Raw genomic sequence first — 15,913 nt, forward strand, 5'->3', positions numbered from 1 at the left:
ACGTTCTTTTATTGTAACGGAAAGACTGTAAAAAAGAAAATAAAAAAAGCTACCAACTGGTAGCTTTTTTTATTTTAGAAATGTTTAGAAACTAATTCTACTAACGCTTCTTTCGGTTTGTAACCTAACGTTTGATCAACTACTTTACCGTCTTTTAATACGAAAAGAGCTGGAATGCTCATTACTTCGAATTGACGAGCAGTTTCTTGGTTCTCATCAACATCTACTTTTACTACTTTTACTTTTTCGCCTAGTTCTGCATCGATCTCCTCTAATACAGGAGCGATCATTTTACAAGGTCCACACCAAGGTGCCCAGAAATCTAATAATACAACACCTTCGCTAGTTTCAGCTGCGAAGCTTTGGTCATTTGCGTTTACAATTGCCATTTTATTTCCTCCTTCAAGTATATTCTACCAAGAGTATATCATTAACTTATATACGTGGCGAATAATATGTATCGTTATGTATTGTAACAAAAAAATGTTCCTTTATACTATATAAAAATATGGATTAAATACTAAAAAGATGAGAGACAGGGGATCTCTCACCTTTTTCTATATATAGGGGTACTTCACTTGGAACTCAAGGGTACTTAAATCATGAATGTACTTTTAACTTTTTAAACTCTTCTGTTAAAAGAGGTACAACTTCGAACAAGTCACCAACAATACCGTAGTCAGCTACTTTGAAGATACTTGCTTCTGGATCTTTATTAATCGCAACGATTATTTTTGAGTTAGACATACCTGCTAAATGCTGAATCGCACCAGAAATACCACATGCAATGTATAAGTCTGGCGTAACAACTTTACCAGTTTGACCAATTTGTAATGAGTACTCACAGTATTCAGCGTCACAAGCACCACGAGATGCCCCAACAGCGCCGCCTAGTACGTCAGCTAACTCTTTTAATGGTTTAAATCCTTCTTCACTCTTCACACCGCGTCCGCCAGCGATAATAACTTTCGCTTCAGAAAGATCCACACCTTCTGCTGTTTTACGGACAACATCTTGAATAATTGTACGTAAATCTTTCACATCAACTGTAATAGAGGATACGTCACCGCTGCGAGACTCATCTTTTTCCAGATTTGCAATGTTATTTGGACGCACTGTCGCAAATAAGATGCCGTCTGTTACAATCTTCTTCTCGAATGCTTTACCAGAGTAAATTGGACGAGTGAAGATAACATTTCCACCTTCAACCTCTAAAGCAGTTACGTCAGAAACTAAACCAGCTTCAAGCTTCGCTGCTAATTTTGGTGATAAATCTTTACCAAGTGCCGTATGTCCAAAGACAATACCTTCTGGATTTTCTTCAGCATGTACAGCTAAAAATGCTTGTGCATAACCATCAGATGTATATGATTTTAATTTATCATTTTCAACTGTCACAACGCGATCTGCACCGTAATGAATCAATTCATTTGCAAAAGAGGCAACGCTGTCTCCAATTAGAAGACCTACTACTTCACCGCCTTCTGCAATTGTTTTTGCTGCTGCTACCGCTTCAAACGAAACGTTACGTAGCGATCCATCACGAACTTCACCCATTACTAATACTTTACGAGCCATAGATTTTCCCTCCTGCATATATAATTTCGTATTTTATTAGATTACTTTCGCTTCTGTATGGAGCAACGATACAAGTTCTTTTACTTGATCTTGCAGCTCGCCTTGTAACACTTTTCCTGCATCTTTCTTAGGAGGCAAATAGATTTCAATTGTTTTTGTCTTTGCTTCCACATCATCTTCTTCTAAATCTAAATCATCTAATTCTAATTCTTCTAGTGGCTTTTTCTTCGCTTTCATAATACCTGGAAGCGATGGGTAACGAGGTTCATTTAAACCTTGCTGTGCTGTTACTAAAACTGGTAATGAAGTTGCAATCACTTCTGTATCACCTTCAACATCACGCTCAATCTTCACATTTGTACCGTCAATTTCAAGTTTTGTAATTGTCGTTACATATGGAATATTTAACGCTTCAGCTACGCGTGGCCCGACTTGTCCAGATGCACCATCAATTGCAACGTTTCCGCCTAAAATTAAATCTGCATCTTTATCTTTTAAATACTCAGCAAGTACTTTTGCTGTCGTGAACTGGTCACCATTTTCTACATCATCTTCAATATTAATTAATACCGCTTTATCACAGCCCATTGCTAATGCAGTACGAAGTTCTTTCTCACTATCTTCGCCACCGACTGTTACAACTGTAACTTCTCCACCTTGTGCATCTCTTACTTGAATTGCTTCTTCAATTGCATATTCATCGTAAGGGTTGATGATGAATTCCGCTTCGCCATCGTAAATTGCACCGTTTTTAATTACGATTTTTTCTTCTGTATCAAATGTTCGTTTCATGAGTACGTAGATGTTCATTCCATTTACCCCCTTGTTTTTCAGAAAGATTCTATCAATTTTAATTTTCTGTTAATTTATATTAAAAAATAATTGAACTACCTGCCACTAAATGAAGGTTTACGCTTTTCTAAAAATGCTGCTACACCTTCTCTTCCATCTTCACTCGTAAATACTTCACCAAAAATTTGTGATTCACGTTGTACACCTTCATAGTAATGAGACGATTTTGTCGTTTGCAATAACTCTAGTACAGCACAAGTTGTTGCTGGACTTTTTCCAGCAATTTGTTTTGCAACTTTAAGCGTATCATCTAAAAATGATTCTTCAGAGAACAATCCGTTAACAAGTCCCCACTTTAATGCTTCTGCACCAGTAATTGGTGTACTTGTTAACATCATTTCACAAGCTTTCGCTTTCCCAACATAACGTGGTAAGCGCTGTGTACCTGCAAAGCCAGGAATTAATCCAAGTGTTAATTCAGGTAAACCAAGTTTTGCACTTTCAGTTGCAAAGCGCATGTGGCAAGACATAGCAAACTCAAGGCCGCCGCCCAGTGCCGCTCCATGAATTGCCGCAATAACTGGTTTTGAACATTTTTCAACACGCTCAAACGTAACTTGTCCAAGCTGTGCTAATTCTGTTGCTTGCTTCGCTTCAGTAACAGATGTAAATTCTTTAATATCTGCTCCTGCTGAGAAGAAACGTCCTTCACCGTGAATAACAACAACACGAATGTTATCATCCTTTTCCACTTGATCAATTAATTCAGTAACGTCATGCATAACTTGTGAAGACATCGCATTCGCTGGTGCGTGATTTAACGTCGCCACCGCGATATGATCTTCAACTCTTACAGATAGGAATTTCAACATGATCCCTCCCATTATTGACGATAACCACAAGCTGCAATAAGTAGCCCGTGTACCGTTTTTGAAAGTGCGACCAGATCATACTTATGATCGCTCATTACCCAATTGGTCACAACTTCATCTACTGTTCCAAAGATCATTTGTCTTGCCACGCGAACATTTAAATCTGCTTGAAATTCACCTTGTTTTATACCAGTCTCTAAAATCTCATCCATAACTTGTAAGTAGCCTTTTAATACTTCATTTATTTTAAGGCGCAAGTCTTGATTGGACTGCCTTAGCTCTAATTGCGTAACGATAGCAAGCGGATCATTTTGCGACAACAGCAAGAAGTGCGTTTCTACCAACATGAATAACTTCGATACAGCGCTTTCAATTCCTGCTGTTTTTTGACGAATTGTTTCGACAAATTCTCCCATCTTCTCTTGGAATAAGGATATTAATATATCTTCTTTATTTTTAAAATATAAATAAATCGTGCCATCAGCTACCCCAGCTTGCTTTGCGATTTTAGACACTTGCGCTTGGTGGTACCCATTCTCCGCAATCACAATGACTGCCGCATCAATAATTTGATTGTATTTCGGTCTATTTTTCTTCACTTTACTGTCCCCTTCAAGAAGATGACTGAATGAATAGTCATTCATATTCTTATAATACTGACTATTTAGAAAAGTGTCAATCCTATTTTTTCAAAAAGAAAGGGCCTTAGCCCGTTTGCTCATCCTCATTCTTTCTCTTCTCTTCATCTATTAGAACACGGCGCAAAATTTTCCCTACTGTCGTTTTCGGCAATTCATCTCTAAACTCATATACTTTCGGCACTTTATAAGCCGCTAAATATTTACGTGCAAACTGATTTAATTCTTCCTCAGAGCATTCCGTACCTTCTTTTAACACAACAAACGCTTTAACTGTCTCTCCTCGGTACGGATCTGGAACTCCAATTGTCACTACTTCTTGCACTTTTTCATGCTCATATAATACTTCTTCAACTTCACGAGGATACACATTAAATCCACTCGCGACAATCATATCTTTCTTGCGATCTTTTACATAGAAGAATCCATCTTCATCCATGTAGCCAACATCACCTGTATGGAGCCAGCCATCTTGCAATACAGCCGCTGTTTCCTCTGGCTTATTCCAATATCCTTTCATAATTTGAGGGCCTTTCACTACAATTTCCCCTATTTCTCCTGGCGGTAATGCCTCACCAGTTTCAAGCGACATAATGATTGCTTCTGTATCTGGCCACGGAACTCCGATGCTACCTGGCACTCGCTTTTCCCATAAAAAATTACTATGTGTAACCGGAGAGGATTCTGTTAAACCATATCCCTCTACTAGTTTACCACCTGTAACTTTTTCGAACTTTTCCTGTACTTCTACTGGCAGTGGTGCTGATCCACTAATACAAGCACGAATAGAAGAAATATCGTATTCTTTTAAAAGCGGACTATTTAAAAGAGCGATATAAATAGTTGGTGCCCCTGGAAACAATGTCACTTTATGCTTCTTAATCGCTTCAAAAACCATTTTCATATCAAACTTTGGAATAAGGACCATTTTGTATCCTTGCATAATACTTAAATTCATAACAGCTGTCATACCATAAACATGGAAAAATGGAAGAACCCCAAGAACGACTTCTTCTCCTTCTTTGCAATTATATAACCATTGAACTCCCATTAACGTGTTAGAGACGAGGTTTTTATGCGTTAACATAACTCCTTTCGGAAATCCGGTTGTTCCTCCTGTGTACTGTAAAAGAGCTAGATCATTTTCAGGATCACAAGGCACCTCAACATTCGTATTCACTTCTTTTTCTACTGAATTCCAAAGATGAATCGTTTCACTCTCTGATACTTTCACAACTAAATTCGACTGTTTTTTCTGCACAAATGGATACAATAGATTTTTAGGGAATGGTAAAAAGTCTGCAATACGAGTTACGATAATATGCTCAATTTTTGTAGCAGATTGAACATTCGTTACTCTTGGAAACACTAAATCGAGACAAAGAATTACTTTTGCTCCCGAGTCATGAAGCTGATATTCTAATTCCCTTTCTGTATACAGTGGATTGGTTTGTACTACGATACCTCCCGCAAGTAATGTACCGTAATAACCAATTACAGCTTGCGGACAATTCGGCAACATAATAGCAACTCGATCACCCTTTTCCACACCGAGTTTTTGAAGATAATTTGCAAACCGCTTCACCTTATCATGGAAGTCCGAAAACGTAATATCCTTCCCTAAAAAGTGAAGCGCTTTCTTTTCTGGGTAGCGAGAAGCCATCTGTTCTACATATCTATGAAGCGGCTGAATATCATAAGAAATCGTACTCGGAATTTCCTCTGGATAACTTTTCAACCATGGTTTTTCCACCTTCATTCCCCCTTCAAATACATAAAAAATAAATGAATGTTCATTCATGATGGTTATTTTCATTATATTATAGTCACCATAACGTTACAATCATAATATTCTGACTTTTATATAACTATGCTTTACTTCATTAACTTCTTATTATATGTAGAAACTCTCTTAATCTTAAAAGAGTAAGAGAGTTTGTCATTAACTTAATCTTATAATTGTTAATACCGCTCCTGGGGTAGTTGTTGATAATGTCGCAACAGCTAACAAACCAAATAATTGTAAGCTAATAGCATCTCCTGCTGCAAGAGTTGTAATAATTGTTGCACTAAATGATGTGGTTGCTACCGCAGGAGAATTTATCGTCCCAGCAAGTGCCCCTCCATTAATTGTAATCCGTGAACTGACTAATAATGAAGCCGTTATATTAATTGTATATGAAATATAATAATTACCAGCATTTGCAACCGTAAATACTGTATTTCCCCCGGAAACCGTAATACCTGGACCGATATTTTGATTATTCGGAAGCGGGACATTCGTTCCACCTAGAACTACCGATATCGCTGTTCCCGACGTATTATTTGCAAATGCATATGTCGCCGTGATACTTGTACCTGTAGCTCCGGTTGAGCCTGTTGGGCCTGTCGCTCCCGTTGGACCTGTTGAACCTGTCGCTCCCGTTGGACCTGTTGAACCTGTCGCTCCCGTTGGACCTGTTGAACCTGTCGCTCCCGTTGGACCTGTTGAACCTGTCGCTCCCGTTGGACCTGTTGAACCTGTCGCTCCCGTTGGACCTGTTGAACCTGTCGCTCCTGTTGGGCCTGTTGCTCCTGTTACTCCCGTCGCCCCCGTTGAACCTGTCGCTCCCGTTGGACCTGTTGAACCTGTCGCTCCCGTTGGACCTGTTGAACCTGTCGCTCCCGTTGGACCTGTTGCTCCTGTTGAACCTGTCGCTCCTGTTGGGCCTGTTGCTCCTGTTTGACCTGTTACTCCCGTTGGGCCTGTTGCCCCTGTTATTCCTGTCGCTCCTGTTGGACCCGTTGCCCCTGTTATTCCTGTCGCCCCCGTTGGGCCTGTTGCTCCTGTTATTCCTGTCGCTCCCGTTGGACCTGTTGAGCCTGTCGCTCCCGTTGAGCCCGTCGGACCTGTTGAACCTGTCGCTCCTGTTGCTCCCGTCGCCCCCGTTGGACCTGTTGAACCCGTTGATCCTGTTGAACCCGTTGAGCCTGTTGAACCCGTTGAGCCCGTCGGACCTGTTGAACCCGTTGATCCTGTTGAACCCGTTGCTCCCGTCGGACCTGTTGAGCCTGTTGAACCTGTCGCTCCCGTTGAACCTGTTGCTCCCGTCGGACCTGTTGAGCCTGTTGAACCTGTTGAGCCTGTTGAACCTGTCGCTCCCGTCGGACCTGTTGGACCAAGCTTAGGAACTGTCCCATCACAACTAAAACAACACGAATCAACATGTACACCATTTCGATTATTACAACTACAATATCCATTTGTATTATTGAGCCATGAAGACATGTTGATCCCTTCCTTCAAATTCAATCTTATAAGTACAAGTAAGAAATTAAAAAACATTTATCAAATTAGACCGAAAGCTCTATTCAGTGGAGATAAATATAGATTTATCCCATACATTCTAATAATTATTACATGCGATACTATCTCCTTTTGCTTGTACTTTCGCCTCTCTGGTTAAATGAAATTCCTTTTCTAAATTCTTCATACACATATGGATTTTAATCTTACATAAAAACATCCGTATAATTCGTTATTTTTCATCAAAATTTTAAAAATATAATTACGAATAAAAAACTTATTTTGGGACAGAAGATGAAGAAAATTCTTAGTATTTTCATGGTTGTTCTTCGATTCCCTGTTGAATGTGGACAGCAAAAAGAGGAGAAAATGGTAACTACGACAGACGATAAAAAGCAAGCTATAACAATTAAACATACTGAATGGGAAATAAAATTAAATAAACCAGCGAAAAAGTTGCTGTACTTGGAGCGCCTTATTTCTTATGGTTGATAAGGAAGAGTAGGAAGAAAGTTAATTAAAAGACGGCTTCATATATGTGAAGCCGTCTTTTCCTATTATGGCATAAAATTAACATAGGCTTTGTACATAATATATATAACAAGTGAATACATGATTATATTGAACACACTTCGTTTTAAAGTTAACTTTCTCTTTAATTTCCTATCTTGTAATCTCAATTCTATTCCATTCGCTATTTTCAACCTACCTACTATTTGAAATAACTCTCTGTAATCATCAGCATTTCCCAATAATACGTATTCGTTATCATTTTTATACTTTATATGCAGAAACTCACTTCCACCTTTACGGTCTAATATTGTTTTCATATAAGCTACTTCATTCAATACACATACTTTTAAATCAACTTCATTATAATAACGATCCATAAAAAACACATACAACCGTTTATTTGTAACGATTAACACATTATTAATACCGAAGTTCATTGCAAGAACGCCTATCCCTAATGTCATGGCTGTGCCTGTCTGCCAATTTTTCACACGATGATTTTCGGCAAGCATACTATATAAAATCTCTTCGCTTCCCTGTAACTCTTCTTGTACAACCTCATAACAACGTTTCATTAAAATTGTTTTTGTTACAACTTCTTTTGTACGATCTATTTTCTTTTTATCTATTTTCTCATCATTTCTATAATCATCTACACAATTATCGCTATACTGTAAGTTATTTAATTCCTGAAGTAACTTTTCTTTATTCATTCCTTTTCCCCCCCAGCAGCTTCTTCAATTTCTTTCTCCCTCTTGAAAGCCTACTATATACCGTATCTCGTGTCATACCGAATTCAAGCGCTATTTCTTGTACGCTATATTCATCTAAATACCTTTTTATAAAAATTTTCTTATCTTCTTCATTCAATTCTTTAATTAAAACGTAAAAATTATAATCTCGCTCTTCTTTTGTTAAATTGACATTTTTCTATCTTCATATATTTCTTGCTGAAACTCTTGTAATTGATAAGACTTATTACTTTTTCATTTATAATCAATGGCCTTAAACCTAGCGACAGATATAAGCCAGTTTCTAAACTTCCCACGATTTTCATCATAACTACTAATGTTGTACCAAACGATTAATAAAATATCGTCAACACATTCATCCACTAACACCTTACTCTGTGCAGTATCTAAAATACTATGAACTACCTTATAAATTAAATCTCCATATCGATCAATTGCTGTATGTAATGCTAACATATCTTGTTTCCGAAGACCTTCTACTATTTCTATATCCTTCACCCTTATCACCACTCTTTATCCTATTCCTTATTCATTATATATACGAATGAGCACATTCGTTTCCTGACACTTTTACAAATATTTTCTAATTGTTTTCATATTGTAGCAATGCTTAAGTAATTATTTCTTATGGAACAGGGATTATACTATCTCTCACGAATTTAATCTATGAACAAAAATAGGAGGGATAACTATGTACCAAACAATTGACGGCTTCTTGCAATCATGGACATACGAGGCTGAGTCTACTCAGAAAATGCTTGATTCATTAACCGATGCATCTTTATCACAGGAAATTGCACCTGAACATTGGACGTTAGGTAGAGTTGCTTGGCACATCGTGACGGCAATTCCTGTTATACTATCTGGCACAGGGCTAAAGTTTGAAGGAGAATCGAAAGATTATCCTGTTCCAACTTCTGCAAAAACAATTGCAGATGAATACCGTAAAGTAAACGCGGCTTTTGTTGAAACACTTCAAAGTAAATGGACTGATAAAGACTTAGCTACTATTAATGACTTCTTTGGTCGCCCTATGCCGAATTCTATATTTTTAATGACACTCATTAATCATCAAAATCACCACCGCGGACAAATGACGGTTTTAATGCGACAAGCTGGCTTAACAGTTCCTGGCGTATATGGCCCCGCAAAAGAAGAATGGGCTGCGGCTGGAATGGAAGCTCCTAAAATGTAACGACAAAAAAGACAAGATGTTTACATATCTTGTCTTTTTCTGTAACTTGTTTCATGTGAAACTATTTTTTCTTAATGGTTGTTTTATGGAAAAGATAGGTTAAAATGAATACATATTACGAAGAGGAGTAACCAAATTGAATACAAAAAATAAAAAAATAGTTATGGGAACTATTTTACTAACTTCTATTATTGGAGTTATTAGTGTATCTCTTTATTTCACCTATTATGGTACCCCTTGGGGAAAACAAGCAGCAATTACGGAATCAAAAGAATATATTACAAAATATTTTAATCTAGATGCAGAAGTCAAAAACACTTCTTACGATGCTAAAATGAATAGCTATGCAATCTCCTTTGAAACAAGTACCGACGGCGAGTTTACTATCGAATATAAAAGTCCTAATAACTTTAACATTTCTCCAGAAGTGCAAAAGTATTTAAGCACACACTCTAAATTTACAGAGTAGTAACGAAGCGTACATATACAAAAAAGAGTTGGTGTAACGCCAACTCTTTTTTGTATATTCTTATCATACAGTTATATCTTCCTTCTCTATATTTTTAATGCCGTAATATGCAATCACAACTCCAATTGCTGCAAGTGCTAGTTGAAGGGGAAGAAAAGTCGCTACAGAAAACGTAGTGCTATTCATTGCAATTGATACAACGATAAGGGATGAAACAATTGTAGTTGGCACTGAACGTTTACGCATTCCGAAATATAGTGGGATTAAACTTATTCCCGCAGTTGCAACGGCTAAAGGAACAAGGTTTATCCCTTCTTGCTTCAATTGATCTATTGTGAATGAATTAGGAAGAATTGAAAAATAGCTATCTATCCCAAAGAAAACTCCTACTACTAAAATGTTAGATACAATAACTGTTATAAATGTTAATGTTGCTGTAATAACCAACTTACTAATCATCATTTTCTTCCGATTAATAGGATAAGAAAACATAAGTAGTATTGTTTTGTTTTTATATTCACCAATTATTAACCTTGCGATTAACACACTACCAAAAATAATAAATGTTGCTCTTACTAATGTACTAGCCATTAACAAAACCATCTGTGGATCTCTCATTTCTGGATCTCCTTCTATTTGAGAAACGATGCTCGTAAAAATCAGTAATGCCAGTATAGCGATATTTGCAATAATCGCTCTCCTTACATACCATCCAAGCTTAAACTTCTTCATTTCTAGCTTCATAAGACGTAGCATGATAGTCCTCCTTTCATTTATATTTTAATCGATATAAATTACCCCTGTCTTACTTAAAATCTCCACTTTGTTTTTTGCATCACCAATGGTTCCTACTTTTATTTTTTCTGTACTTTTATCTTTCTTAAATCCTTTTAAATCCACTATTACGTCAGCCGAATTACTTTTAGCCATAAGCTTCAATGATGCCGGGACACCTTTATATCGTACGCCAATATCCCCTGATTTTGTTTCTACAAATAATGATTTTCCTTCTGTCATATCTTTCAGTAATACTTCCCCAGATGTTGAAGTGATGTTCATATTTTCGTTTTTTACATTTTTCACATAATTATCACCAGTAGTGGAAGTTATATTTACTTCTTGTAATGAACTATCTTTTAACATTAAATCTCCACTTTCGGATGTAAATTCACCCTTCTCTGCCGATAGTCCTGTAATCATTCCATCTCCAGATTTTCCTCTTGTCACGATGCTTTTTACTACTATATCGTTTATTTTCACATCACCCGATTTATTATTTAATACAATTTTATCTATTTCTTTCTTCGGAATAGCTATAGATATACTATTTTTCTTCCTAAACGTAAAACCATAAAAAAATCTGTTCACCTTTTGTTTTTGCTTAATCACAAGTTTATTTTCATCATTTTCTATTTTGACGGGATCTATCTCTTTATCTGCTTGTTCACCTTGAGCGGAAATTACTATTTTATTAGCGTCTGTACTTTTAAATTCAAGATTCCAGTTTTCAATGTCTACTTCTATTGCTTTTATATTATTTATCTCAAAAGACTTTTCTTTCTTAAAATCTTTCCCCTGAAATACCTTAATACCAAAAACTACACTAGCAATTGTAATGAATAATATTGCAATTACTATTATTTTTTTCACCATTCATACCCCAGTTCGTTTTTTGTTTTAAGCTTGCTTCACGCCACATCGATCTTGTCGATTTTACGAAACGATAGATAACTAATGAAAATTCCTAATAAACAGAGCACGATTGGGATAGCTATAAAATCAAACATACTTACTTGACCGTTTCCAGGACCAAAGTTACCACTAATCAGCATACCAATTATTACTGCCGAAGTAATCGTTGTCGGTGTCGATTTCTTTCTCATTCCAAAAAACAAAGGAATTAAACTTATACCAGATATCATAAATGCACTTATAATAGTACCTGGAACGATAGCTATTATTTCACCTATCGTAGCAGGTGTTTCAATCAGTCCCATCATTGGACTCACAAAATATACGAGCAAACTAATAATGAAAGTCGCGATAATGGTACTCACAAAACAAAAACAAAAAACAATTGTTAATTTCGCACTCATTAGCATTTTCCTTTGAAGCGGATACATAAATGATAGTTGTATCGTTTTATTCTTATACTCATCAATTACTAAACGTGATAAAATGACCGAACTAAAAATAATGAATGTTATCCTAATAAAAATATTTACTAAAGCCATATTCTGTGTGAAGTCAGAGAAGAGCATGTCTTCCTCGGCTTTCATTCCCAATGCCATAAGGCTTACTGCAGCGAAAATTGCTATAATACAAATTGCTACACTTTTAAAGTAACTAGATAATTTATGTTTCTTCCATTCGAGCTTCATTAATTTAAACATATAAATTACGCCTCCATTCTTTATATACCTGTCTCTACGCTGCTAACATTCTAATCCCAGCAGTAACGAAGCTTAACATTCCTATCACTAGTACACTGAACAACCATTTCCGCTCTGGTTTTCTATAATATAAAATTCCACTTATTAGCATTACGATAAATCCACTTACCAGGTTCAGCCACAGTCCATTAAGCATGAATACCTTCTCCATCCATTACATTTAAGAAATATTCTTCTAAGGAACTATGTTTCTTATTAATACTTTCAATTTCCACATCGTTCATAATAAGTGCTTTTGAAATGGCCTGCTGAGACGCTGACGTATCATACACACGAATTATGGTTCCACTCATTATTTTGTAGTTTTTTATACCAAGTTTATCTTCTAAAATATAAACTGCACGTTTCACATCAGGAACAGTGATTTCAATGTACTCTGTTTGTTTTCCGTTAATACTCTTCATTGAAACTTCTTTTATTAGTTTTCCATTTTGAATGACACCAATTGTATCCGCCATTAGTTCCATCTCACCTAAAATATGACTAGAAACTAATAATGTAATACCGTATTCTTTGCAGAGCATTTTAAATAAGTCTCGTAACTCTTTAATACCAATTGGATCTAAACCGTTAATTGGTTCATCTAAAATGAGCAATTCTGGCTTTGTCACGATTGCCCTTGCAATACCGAGTCGTTGTTTCATTCCTAATGAAAAATCTTTTACTTTTTTATTATCTATCCCTTGTAGTTTCACTAAATGTAAAGCATGGTCAATTGCATTTTTATCGTAGTAGCCCATATATTCACAATGCAGGTCTAAGTTTTCTTTCGCCGTTAATTTATCATAAAAGATTGGGTATTCAATAATTGTCCCCATTCTTTTTAATACTTCATAAGATGTATCTGTTAATTTCTCACCGAAGATTTCAATATCACCACTCGTCGGTTTTATTAAATTTGTAATCATTTTCATAATCGTTGTTTTACCAGCACCGTTTGGTCCTAAAAAACCGTAAATTTCTCCTTTTTTCACATGCATGTTAACACCGGAAATAACTTCTTTCCCTTTAAACACTTTCGTTAACTGGTTTGTTTTTAATATATATGTCATGTTACTTTCCCCTTTCGCAATACTCTATATTTCTATAATAGACAACGGAAATCTCTTTTTTCTTACCCGTTTCTTACAAATTCCTTACGCTGAAAAAAAGCTTGTAGAATCTACTGCTCTACAAGCTAAAACTGCATCTTTGTTAATACAATTGTAAAAATTGTTTTTTCATACGGTTTACTAGAGAGGTGAATTTTTCCGTCCATCGCTTCCACAAGCCGTTTCGTAATCGTTAATCCTAGACCGCTTCCTTGGTACGATCTATTTCTTGAATCTTCAAGTGTGTACATACGCTCAAATACTTTATCAATATGAGATTCATCAATCCCTTTTCCTTTATCCCATACGTCTATATACACACTCGTTTCATCATCTCTTAACGTCATACCAAGTGCCTTTCCATCGTCTCCATATGTAATCGCATTTGATATTAAATTATTCAATACCCTACCTAATACTTCTACATTTCCAAGTGCGTATATATTTCTTTCTGGTATATCAATATGAACCTGAAAACCTTTCGTCGTCACTAAATCATAAAAAGATAAAATCTTCTCGCGGCAAACTTCATTCATATTTACTTTTGTCATTTCAATTGCTTTGTCACCAGATTCTAATTTTGCCAAGTCAAAAAACTTATGAATTAACTCCATCACTTCTAGTGTTTTCGTATGCACTTTTTCAAGTAATATTTGCTGTTCTTCTTTATTTATCGTTTTATCCTTATTTAACATTTCTGTATATCCAAGAATAACTGTTAGTGGTGTTTTCAAGTCATGCGAAATATTTGAAAGCATTTTTCTCATCGAAATTTCTACTTTTGCATGATCTGCATTCGTTTTCTGTTTTGCATCTAATAATTGATTAATTGCCACTAATAATTTTTGCAATTCTAGATCATCTGTCATAACGAGTAACGTCTCGCCTGTTTTGTCATTTACAATACTTTCTAACTTTTCATATGTGTATCGTAAATTTTTACTACTATTTTTTCTCATTCTATATTGCATATAAATAACACATAACAATATAAAAATAATACCTATTAACAAATTGACCATATTACATCACTTCCAACTTATAGCCGATGCCCCATAACGTTTTAATATATTCTGGATTAGATGGATCACTTTCGATTTTCTCACGCAATCTTCTCATATGAACATTAATAACGTTATCATCACCGTAATACTCTTCATTCCAAACTAACGTATATATTTGCGCTTTTGTAAATACACGATTTTGGTTCTTTACGAATAGCTTTAAAATCTCAAATTCTTTTAAAGTAAGTTTGAGAGGCTTCCCGTTTTTTTCAACTGTAAAATTAATTGGGTCAATTGTTAAATCACCAATTTGAATCATTTTTTCTATTGTTTCTGTAGCCGAGTATTTCGTAGACCTCCGAATACCTGCTTTTACACGTGCAGCCAATTCAATCATAGAAAACGGCTTACAAATGTAATCATCCGCTCCAAGTCCTAATCCAACAGCTTTATCAACATCTGTATCTTTTGCCGACATCATTAAAATCGGAACTGCACTTTTTTCACGAATAATACGTACAACCTCTAATCCGTCTAACTTTGGCATCATTATATCAAGGATTACTAAATCAAAAGATGATTTAAAAAAGGCTTGCACCCCTTCTTCTCCGTCAGACGCAATCGTAACTTGAAAGCCTTCCTTTATTAAATACTTTTCCACCATCTCTTGAATTGAAATATCATCTTCAACTAATAAAATATGATGTGACATATGTCTATCCCCTTTTTTACAAACATTAACATATCAATTGTATCGCAACGAATGAATGCTGGAAACAATTATATGAATTTTCAAACCAACTTCCCTTCCTTCCTTAACAATGATATGATGAAATTCACTACGATTGTTCATAATTAACTTTATATAAAGGAGACTTATCATGTCAGAGAATAAAAAAGTAAGCTTAGCTGATTTAATGCGCGAACAACTTGCTAAGAAAAAGCAAGGTAACGGTAATGGTCAGAATGCCAAAAACCAAAGCCAAGAAACAAAAAAATTACAAAACCAACAAACGAAGAAAACAAACAACCAACGTAGACGTACAGGTGTGTAAATGAACGGACAAAAACGTTCTAATATCGCGCCCGGTCTTGAAGTTGATATTGTATTAAAACAAGATCAACGAACAGGCAAATTAACACGTGGAATTGTAAAAGATATTTTAACAAAATCCCCTTCCCATCCGCATGGCATTAAAGTACGATTGCAGGACGGGCAAGTCGGTAGAGTACAAAATATCGTTCAATAAGAAAAGGAGCTCAAGTAAAC

Annotated in this window: 20 protein-coding genes and 1 pseudogene; 5 read left to right on the plus strand and 16 right to left on the minus strand. The window is 35.8% G+C overall.

Annotation, left to right across the window (positions count from 1 at the left end):
• Nucleotides 1-74: 74 nt before the first annotated feature.
• The 7 genes from trxA to ACW0JX_RS22010 form a co-directional block, all read right to left on the minus strand.
• The gene (gene trxA, locus ACW0JX_RS21980) at nt 75-389 is read right to left on the minus strand and encodes a thioredoxin (RefSeq protein WP_001018944.1); all 315 of its coding nucleotides are present in this window, start codon (nt 387-389) and stop codon (nt 75-77) included.
• A 211-nt stretch (nt 390-600) separates the two neighbouring features.
• Complete coding sequence (gene etfA, locus ACW0JX_RS21985) at nt 601-1,578, minus strand: electron transfer flavoprotein subunit alpha (protein ID WP_454484354.1); 978 nt, start codon at nt 1,576-1,578, stop codon at nt 601-603.
• Nucleotides 1,579-1,614: 36 nt separating this feature from the next.
• Complete coding sequence (gene etfB, locus ACW0JX_RS21990; RefSeq protein ID WP_001029028.1) at nt 1,615-2,388, minus strand: electron transfer flavoprotein subunit beta; 774 nt, start codon at nt 2,386-2,388, stop codon at nt 1,615-1,617.
• A gap of 77 nt (nt 2,389-2,465) precedes the next feature.
• Nucleotides 2,466-3,242, minus strand: coding sequence for an enoyl-CoA hydratase (locus ACW0JX_RS21995; RefSeq protein ID WP_459245057.1), 777 nt, complete (start codon nt 3,240-3,242; stop codon nt 2,466-2,468).
• 11 nt (nt 3,243-3,253) lie between these two features.
• Nucleotides 3,254-3,841: a TetR/AcrR family transcriptional regulator gene (locus ACW0JX_RS22000; RefSeq protein WP_000742223.1), complete on the minus strand. Its 588-nt coding sequence runs from the start codon at nt 3,839-3,841 to the stop codon at nt 3,254-3,256.
• 106 nt (nt 3,842-3,947) lie between these two features.
• Complete coding sequence (locus ACW0JX_RS22005; protein WP_000414744.1) at nt 3,948-5,633, minus strand: long-chain-fatty-acid--CoA ligase; 1,686 nt, start codon at nt 5,631-5,633, stop codon at nt 3,948-3,950.
• Between the two features lie 189 nt (nt 5,634-5,822).
• Nucleotides 5,823-7,148, minus strand: a complete 1,326-nt coding sequence (locus ACW0JX_RS22010) for a BclA C-terminal domain-containing protein (RefSeq protein ID WP_459245058.1) — start codon at nt 7,146-7,148, stop codon at nt 5,823-5,825.
• A 312-nt stretch (nt 7,149-7,460) separates the two neighbouring features.
• Here ACW0JX_RS22010 and ACW0JX_RS22015 point away from each other — a divergent pair, with 312 nt between their 5' ends.
• Nucleotides 7,461-7,658: a hypothetical protein gene (locus ACW0JX_RS22015; protein ID WP_089171814.1), complete on the plus strand. Its 198-nt coding sequence runs from the start codon at nt 7,461-7,463 to the stop codon at nt 7,656-7,658.
• Between the two features lie 65 nt (nt 7,659-7,723).
• Here the strand turns inward: ACW0JX_RS22015 and ACW0JX_RS22020 are convergent, their stop codons facing one another.
• The gene (locus ACW0JX_RS22020; RefSeq protein ID WP_144465100.1) at nt 7,724-8,392 is read right to left on the minus strand and encodes a septation ring formation regulator EzrA; all 669 of its coding nucleotides are present in this window, start codon (nt 8,390-8,392) and stop codon (nt 7,724-7,726) included.
• Nucleotides 8,385-8,938 (minus strand): annotated as a pseudogene (locus tag ACW0JX_RS22025) (sigma-70 family RNA polymerase sigma factor). Before ACW0JX_RS22025 ends, ACW0JX_RS22020 begins: the two are co-directional and overlap by 8 nt.
• 184 nt (nt 8,939-9,122) lie before the next feature.
• Here ACW0JX_RS22025 and ACW0JX_RS22030 point away from each other — a divergent pair.
• Nucleotides 9,123-9,626: a DinB family protein gene (locus ACW0JX_RS22030; protein ID WP_000284950.1), complete on the plus strand. Its 504-nt coding sequence runs from the start codon at nt 9,123-9,125 to the stop codon at nt 9,624-9,626.
• Nucleotides 9,627-9,762: 136 nt separating this feature from the next.
• On the plus strand, nt 9,763-10,095 hold the full coding sequence (locus ACW0JX_RS22035) for a YfjL-like protein (protein ID WP_088024417.1): 333 nt from the start codon (nt 9,763-9,765) through the stop codon (nt 10,093-10,095).
• Nucleotides 10,096-10,158: 63 nt separating this feature from the next.
• Here the strand turns inward: ACW0JX_RS22035 and ACW0JX_RS22040 are convergent, their stop codons facing one another.
• The 7 genes from ACW0JX_RS22040 to ACW0JX_RS22070 all read right to left on the minus strand — a co-directional run bounded on the left by ACW0JX_RS22040 (nt 10,159) and on the right by ACW0JX_RS22070 (nt 15,355).
• Complete coding sequence (locus ACW0JX_RS22040) at nt 10,159-10,851, minus strand: ABC transporter permease (protein ID WP_089171817.1); 693 nt, start codon at nt 10,849-10,851, stop codon at nt 10,159-10,161.
• A 24-nt stretch (nt 10,852-10,875) separates the two neighbouring features.
• Nucleotides 10,876-11,748 (minus strand): DUF4097 family beta strand repeat-containing protein, encoded by an 873-nt coding sequence (locus ACW0JX_RS22045; RefSeq protein ID WP_000239296.1) that lies wholly within the window; start codon nt 11,746-11,748, stop codon nt 10,876-10,878.
• A gap of 35 nt (nt 11,749-11,783) precedes the next feature.
• The gene (locus ACW0JX_RS22050) at nt 11,784-12,488 is read right to left on the minus strand and encodes an ABC transporter permease (RefSeq protein WP_000475542.1); all 705 of its coding nucleotides are present in this window, start codon (nt 12,486-12,488) and stop codon (nt 11,784-11,786) included.
• 34 nt (nt 12,489-12,522) lie between these two features.
• Entirely contained in the window at nt 12,523-12,684 is a 162-nt protein-coding gene (locus ACW0JX_RS22055; protein WP_075719099.1) for a hypothetical protein, read from the minus strand.
• Entirely contained in the window at nt 12,677-13,600 is a 924-nt protein-coding gene (locus ACW0JX_RS22060) for an ABC transporter ATP-binding protein (protein WP_459245059.1), read from the minus strand. The genes ACW0JX_RS22055 and ACW0JX_RS22060 overlap by 8 nt, the downstream gene beginning before the upstream one ends.
• 125 nt (nt 13,601-13,725) lie before the next feature.
• Nucleotides 13,726-14,661 (minus strand): HAMP domain-containing histidine kinase, encoded by a 936-nt coding sequence (locus ACW0JX_RS22065; RefSeq protein ID WP_459245060.1) that lies wholly within the window; start codon nt 14,659-14,661, stop codon nt 13,726-13,728.
• 1 nt (nt 14,662) lies between these two features.
• On the minus strand, nt 14,663-15,355 hold the full coding sequence (locus ACW0JX_RS22070) for a response regulator transcription factor (protein ID WP_075719095.1): 693 nt from the start codon (nt 15,353-15,355) through the stop codon (nt 14,663-14,665).
• Nucleotides 15,356-15,524: 169 nt separating this feature from the next.
• On the opposite strand from ACW0JX_RS22070, the gene ACW0JX_RS22075 reads away from it, so the two are divergent.
• The gene (locus ACW0JX_RS22075; RefSeq protein WP_001293578.1) at nt 15,525-15,698 is read left to right on the plus strand and encodes a hypothetical protein; all 174 of its coding nucleotides are present in this window, start codon (nt 15,525-15,527) and stop codon (nt 15,696-15,698) included.
• Nucleotides 15,699-15,893, plus strand: a complete 195-nt coding sequence (locus ACW0JX_RS22080) for a YwbE family protein (protein ID WP_001014307.1) — start codon at nt 15,699-15,701, stop codon at nt 15,891-15,893.
• Nucleotides 15,894-15,913: the final 20 nt, after the last annotated feature.

The sequence above is a fragment of the Bacillus sp. C-3-6 genome, assembly GCF_054509685.1.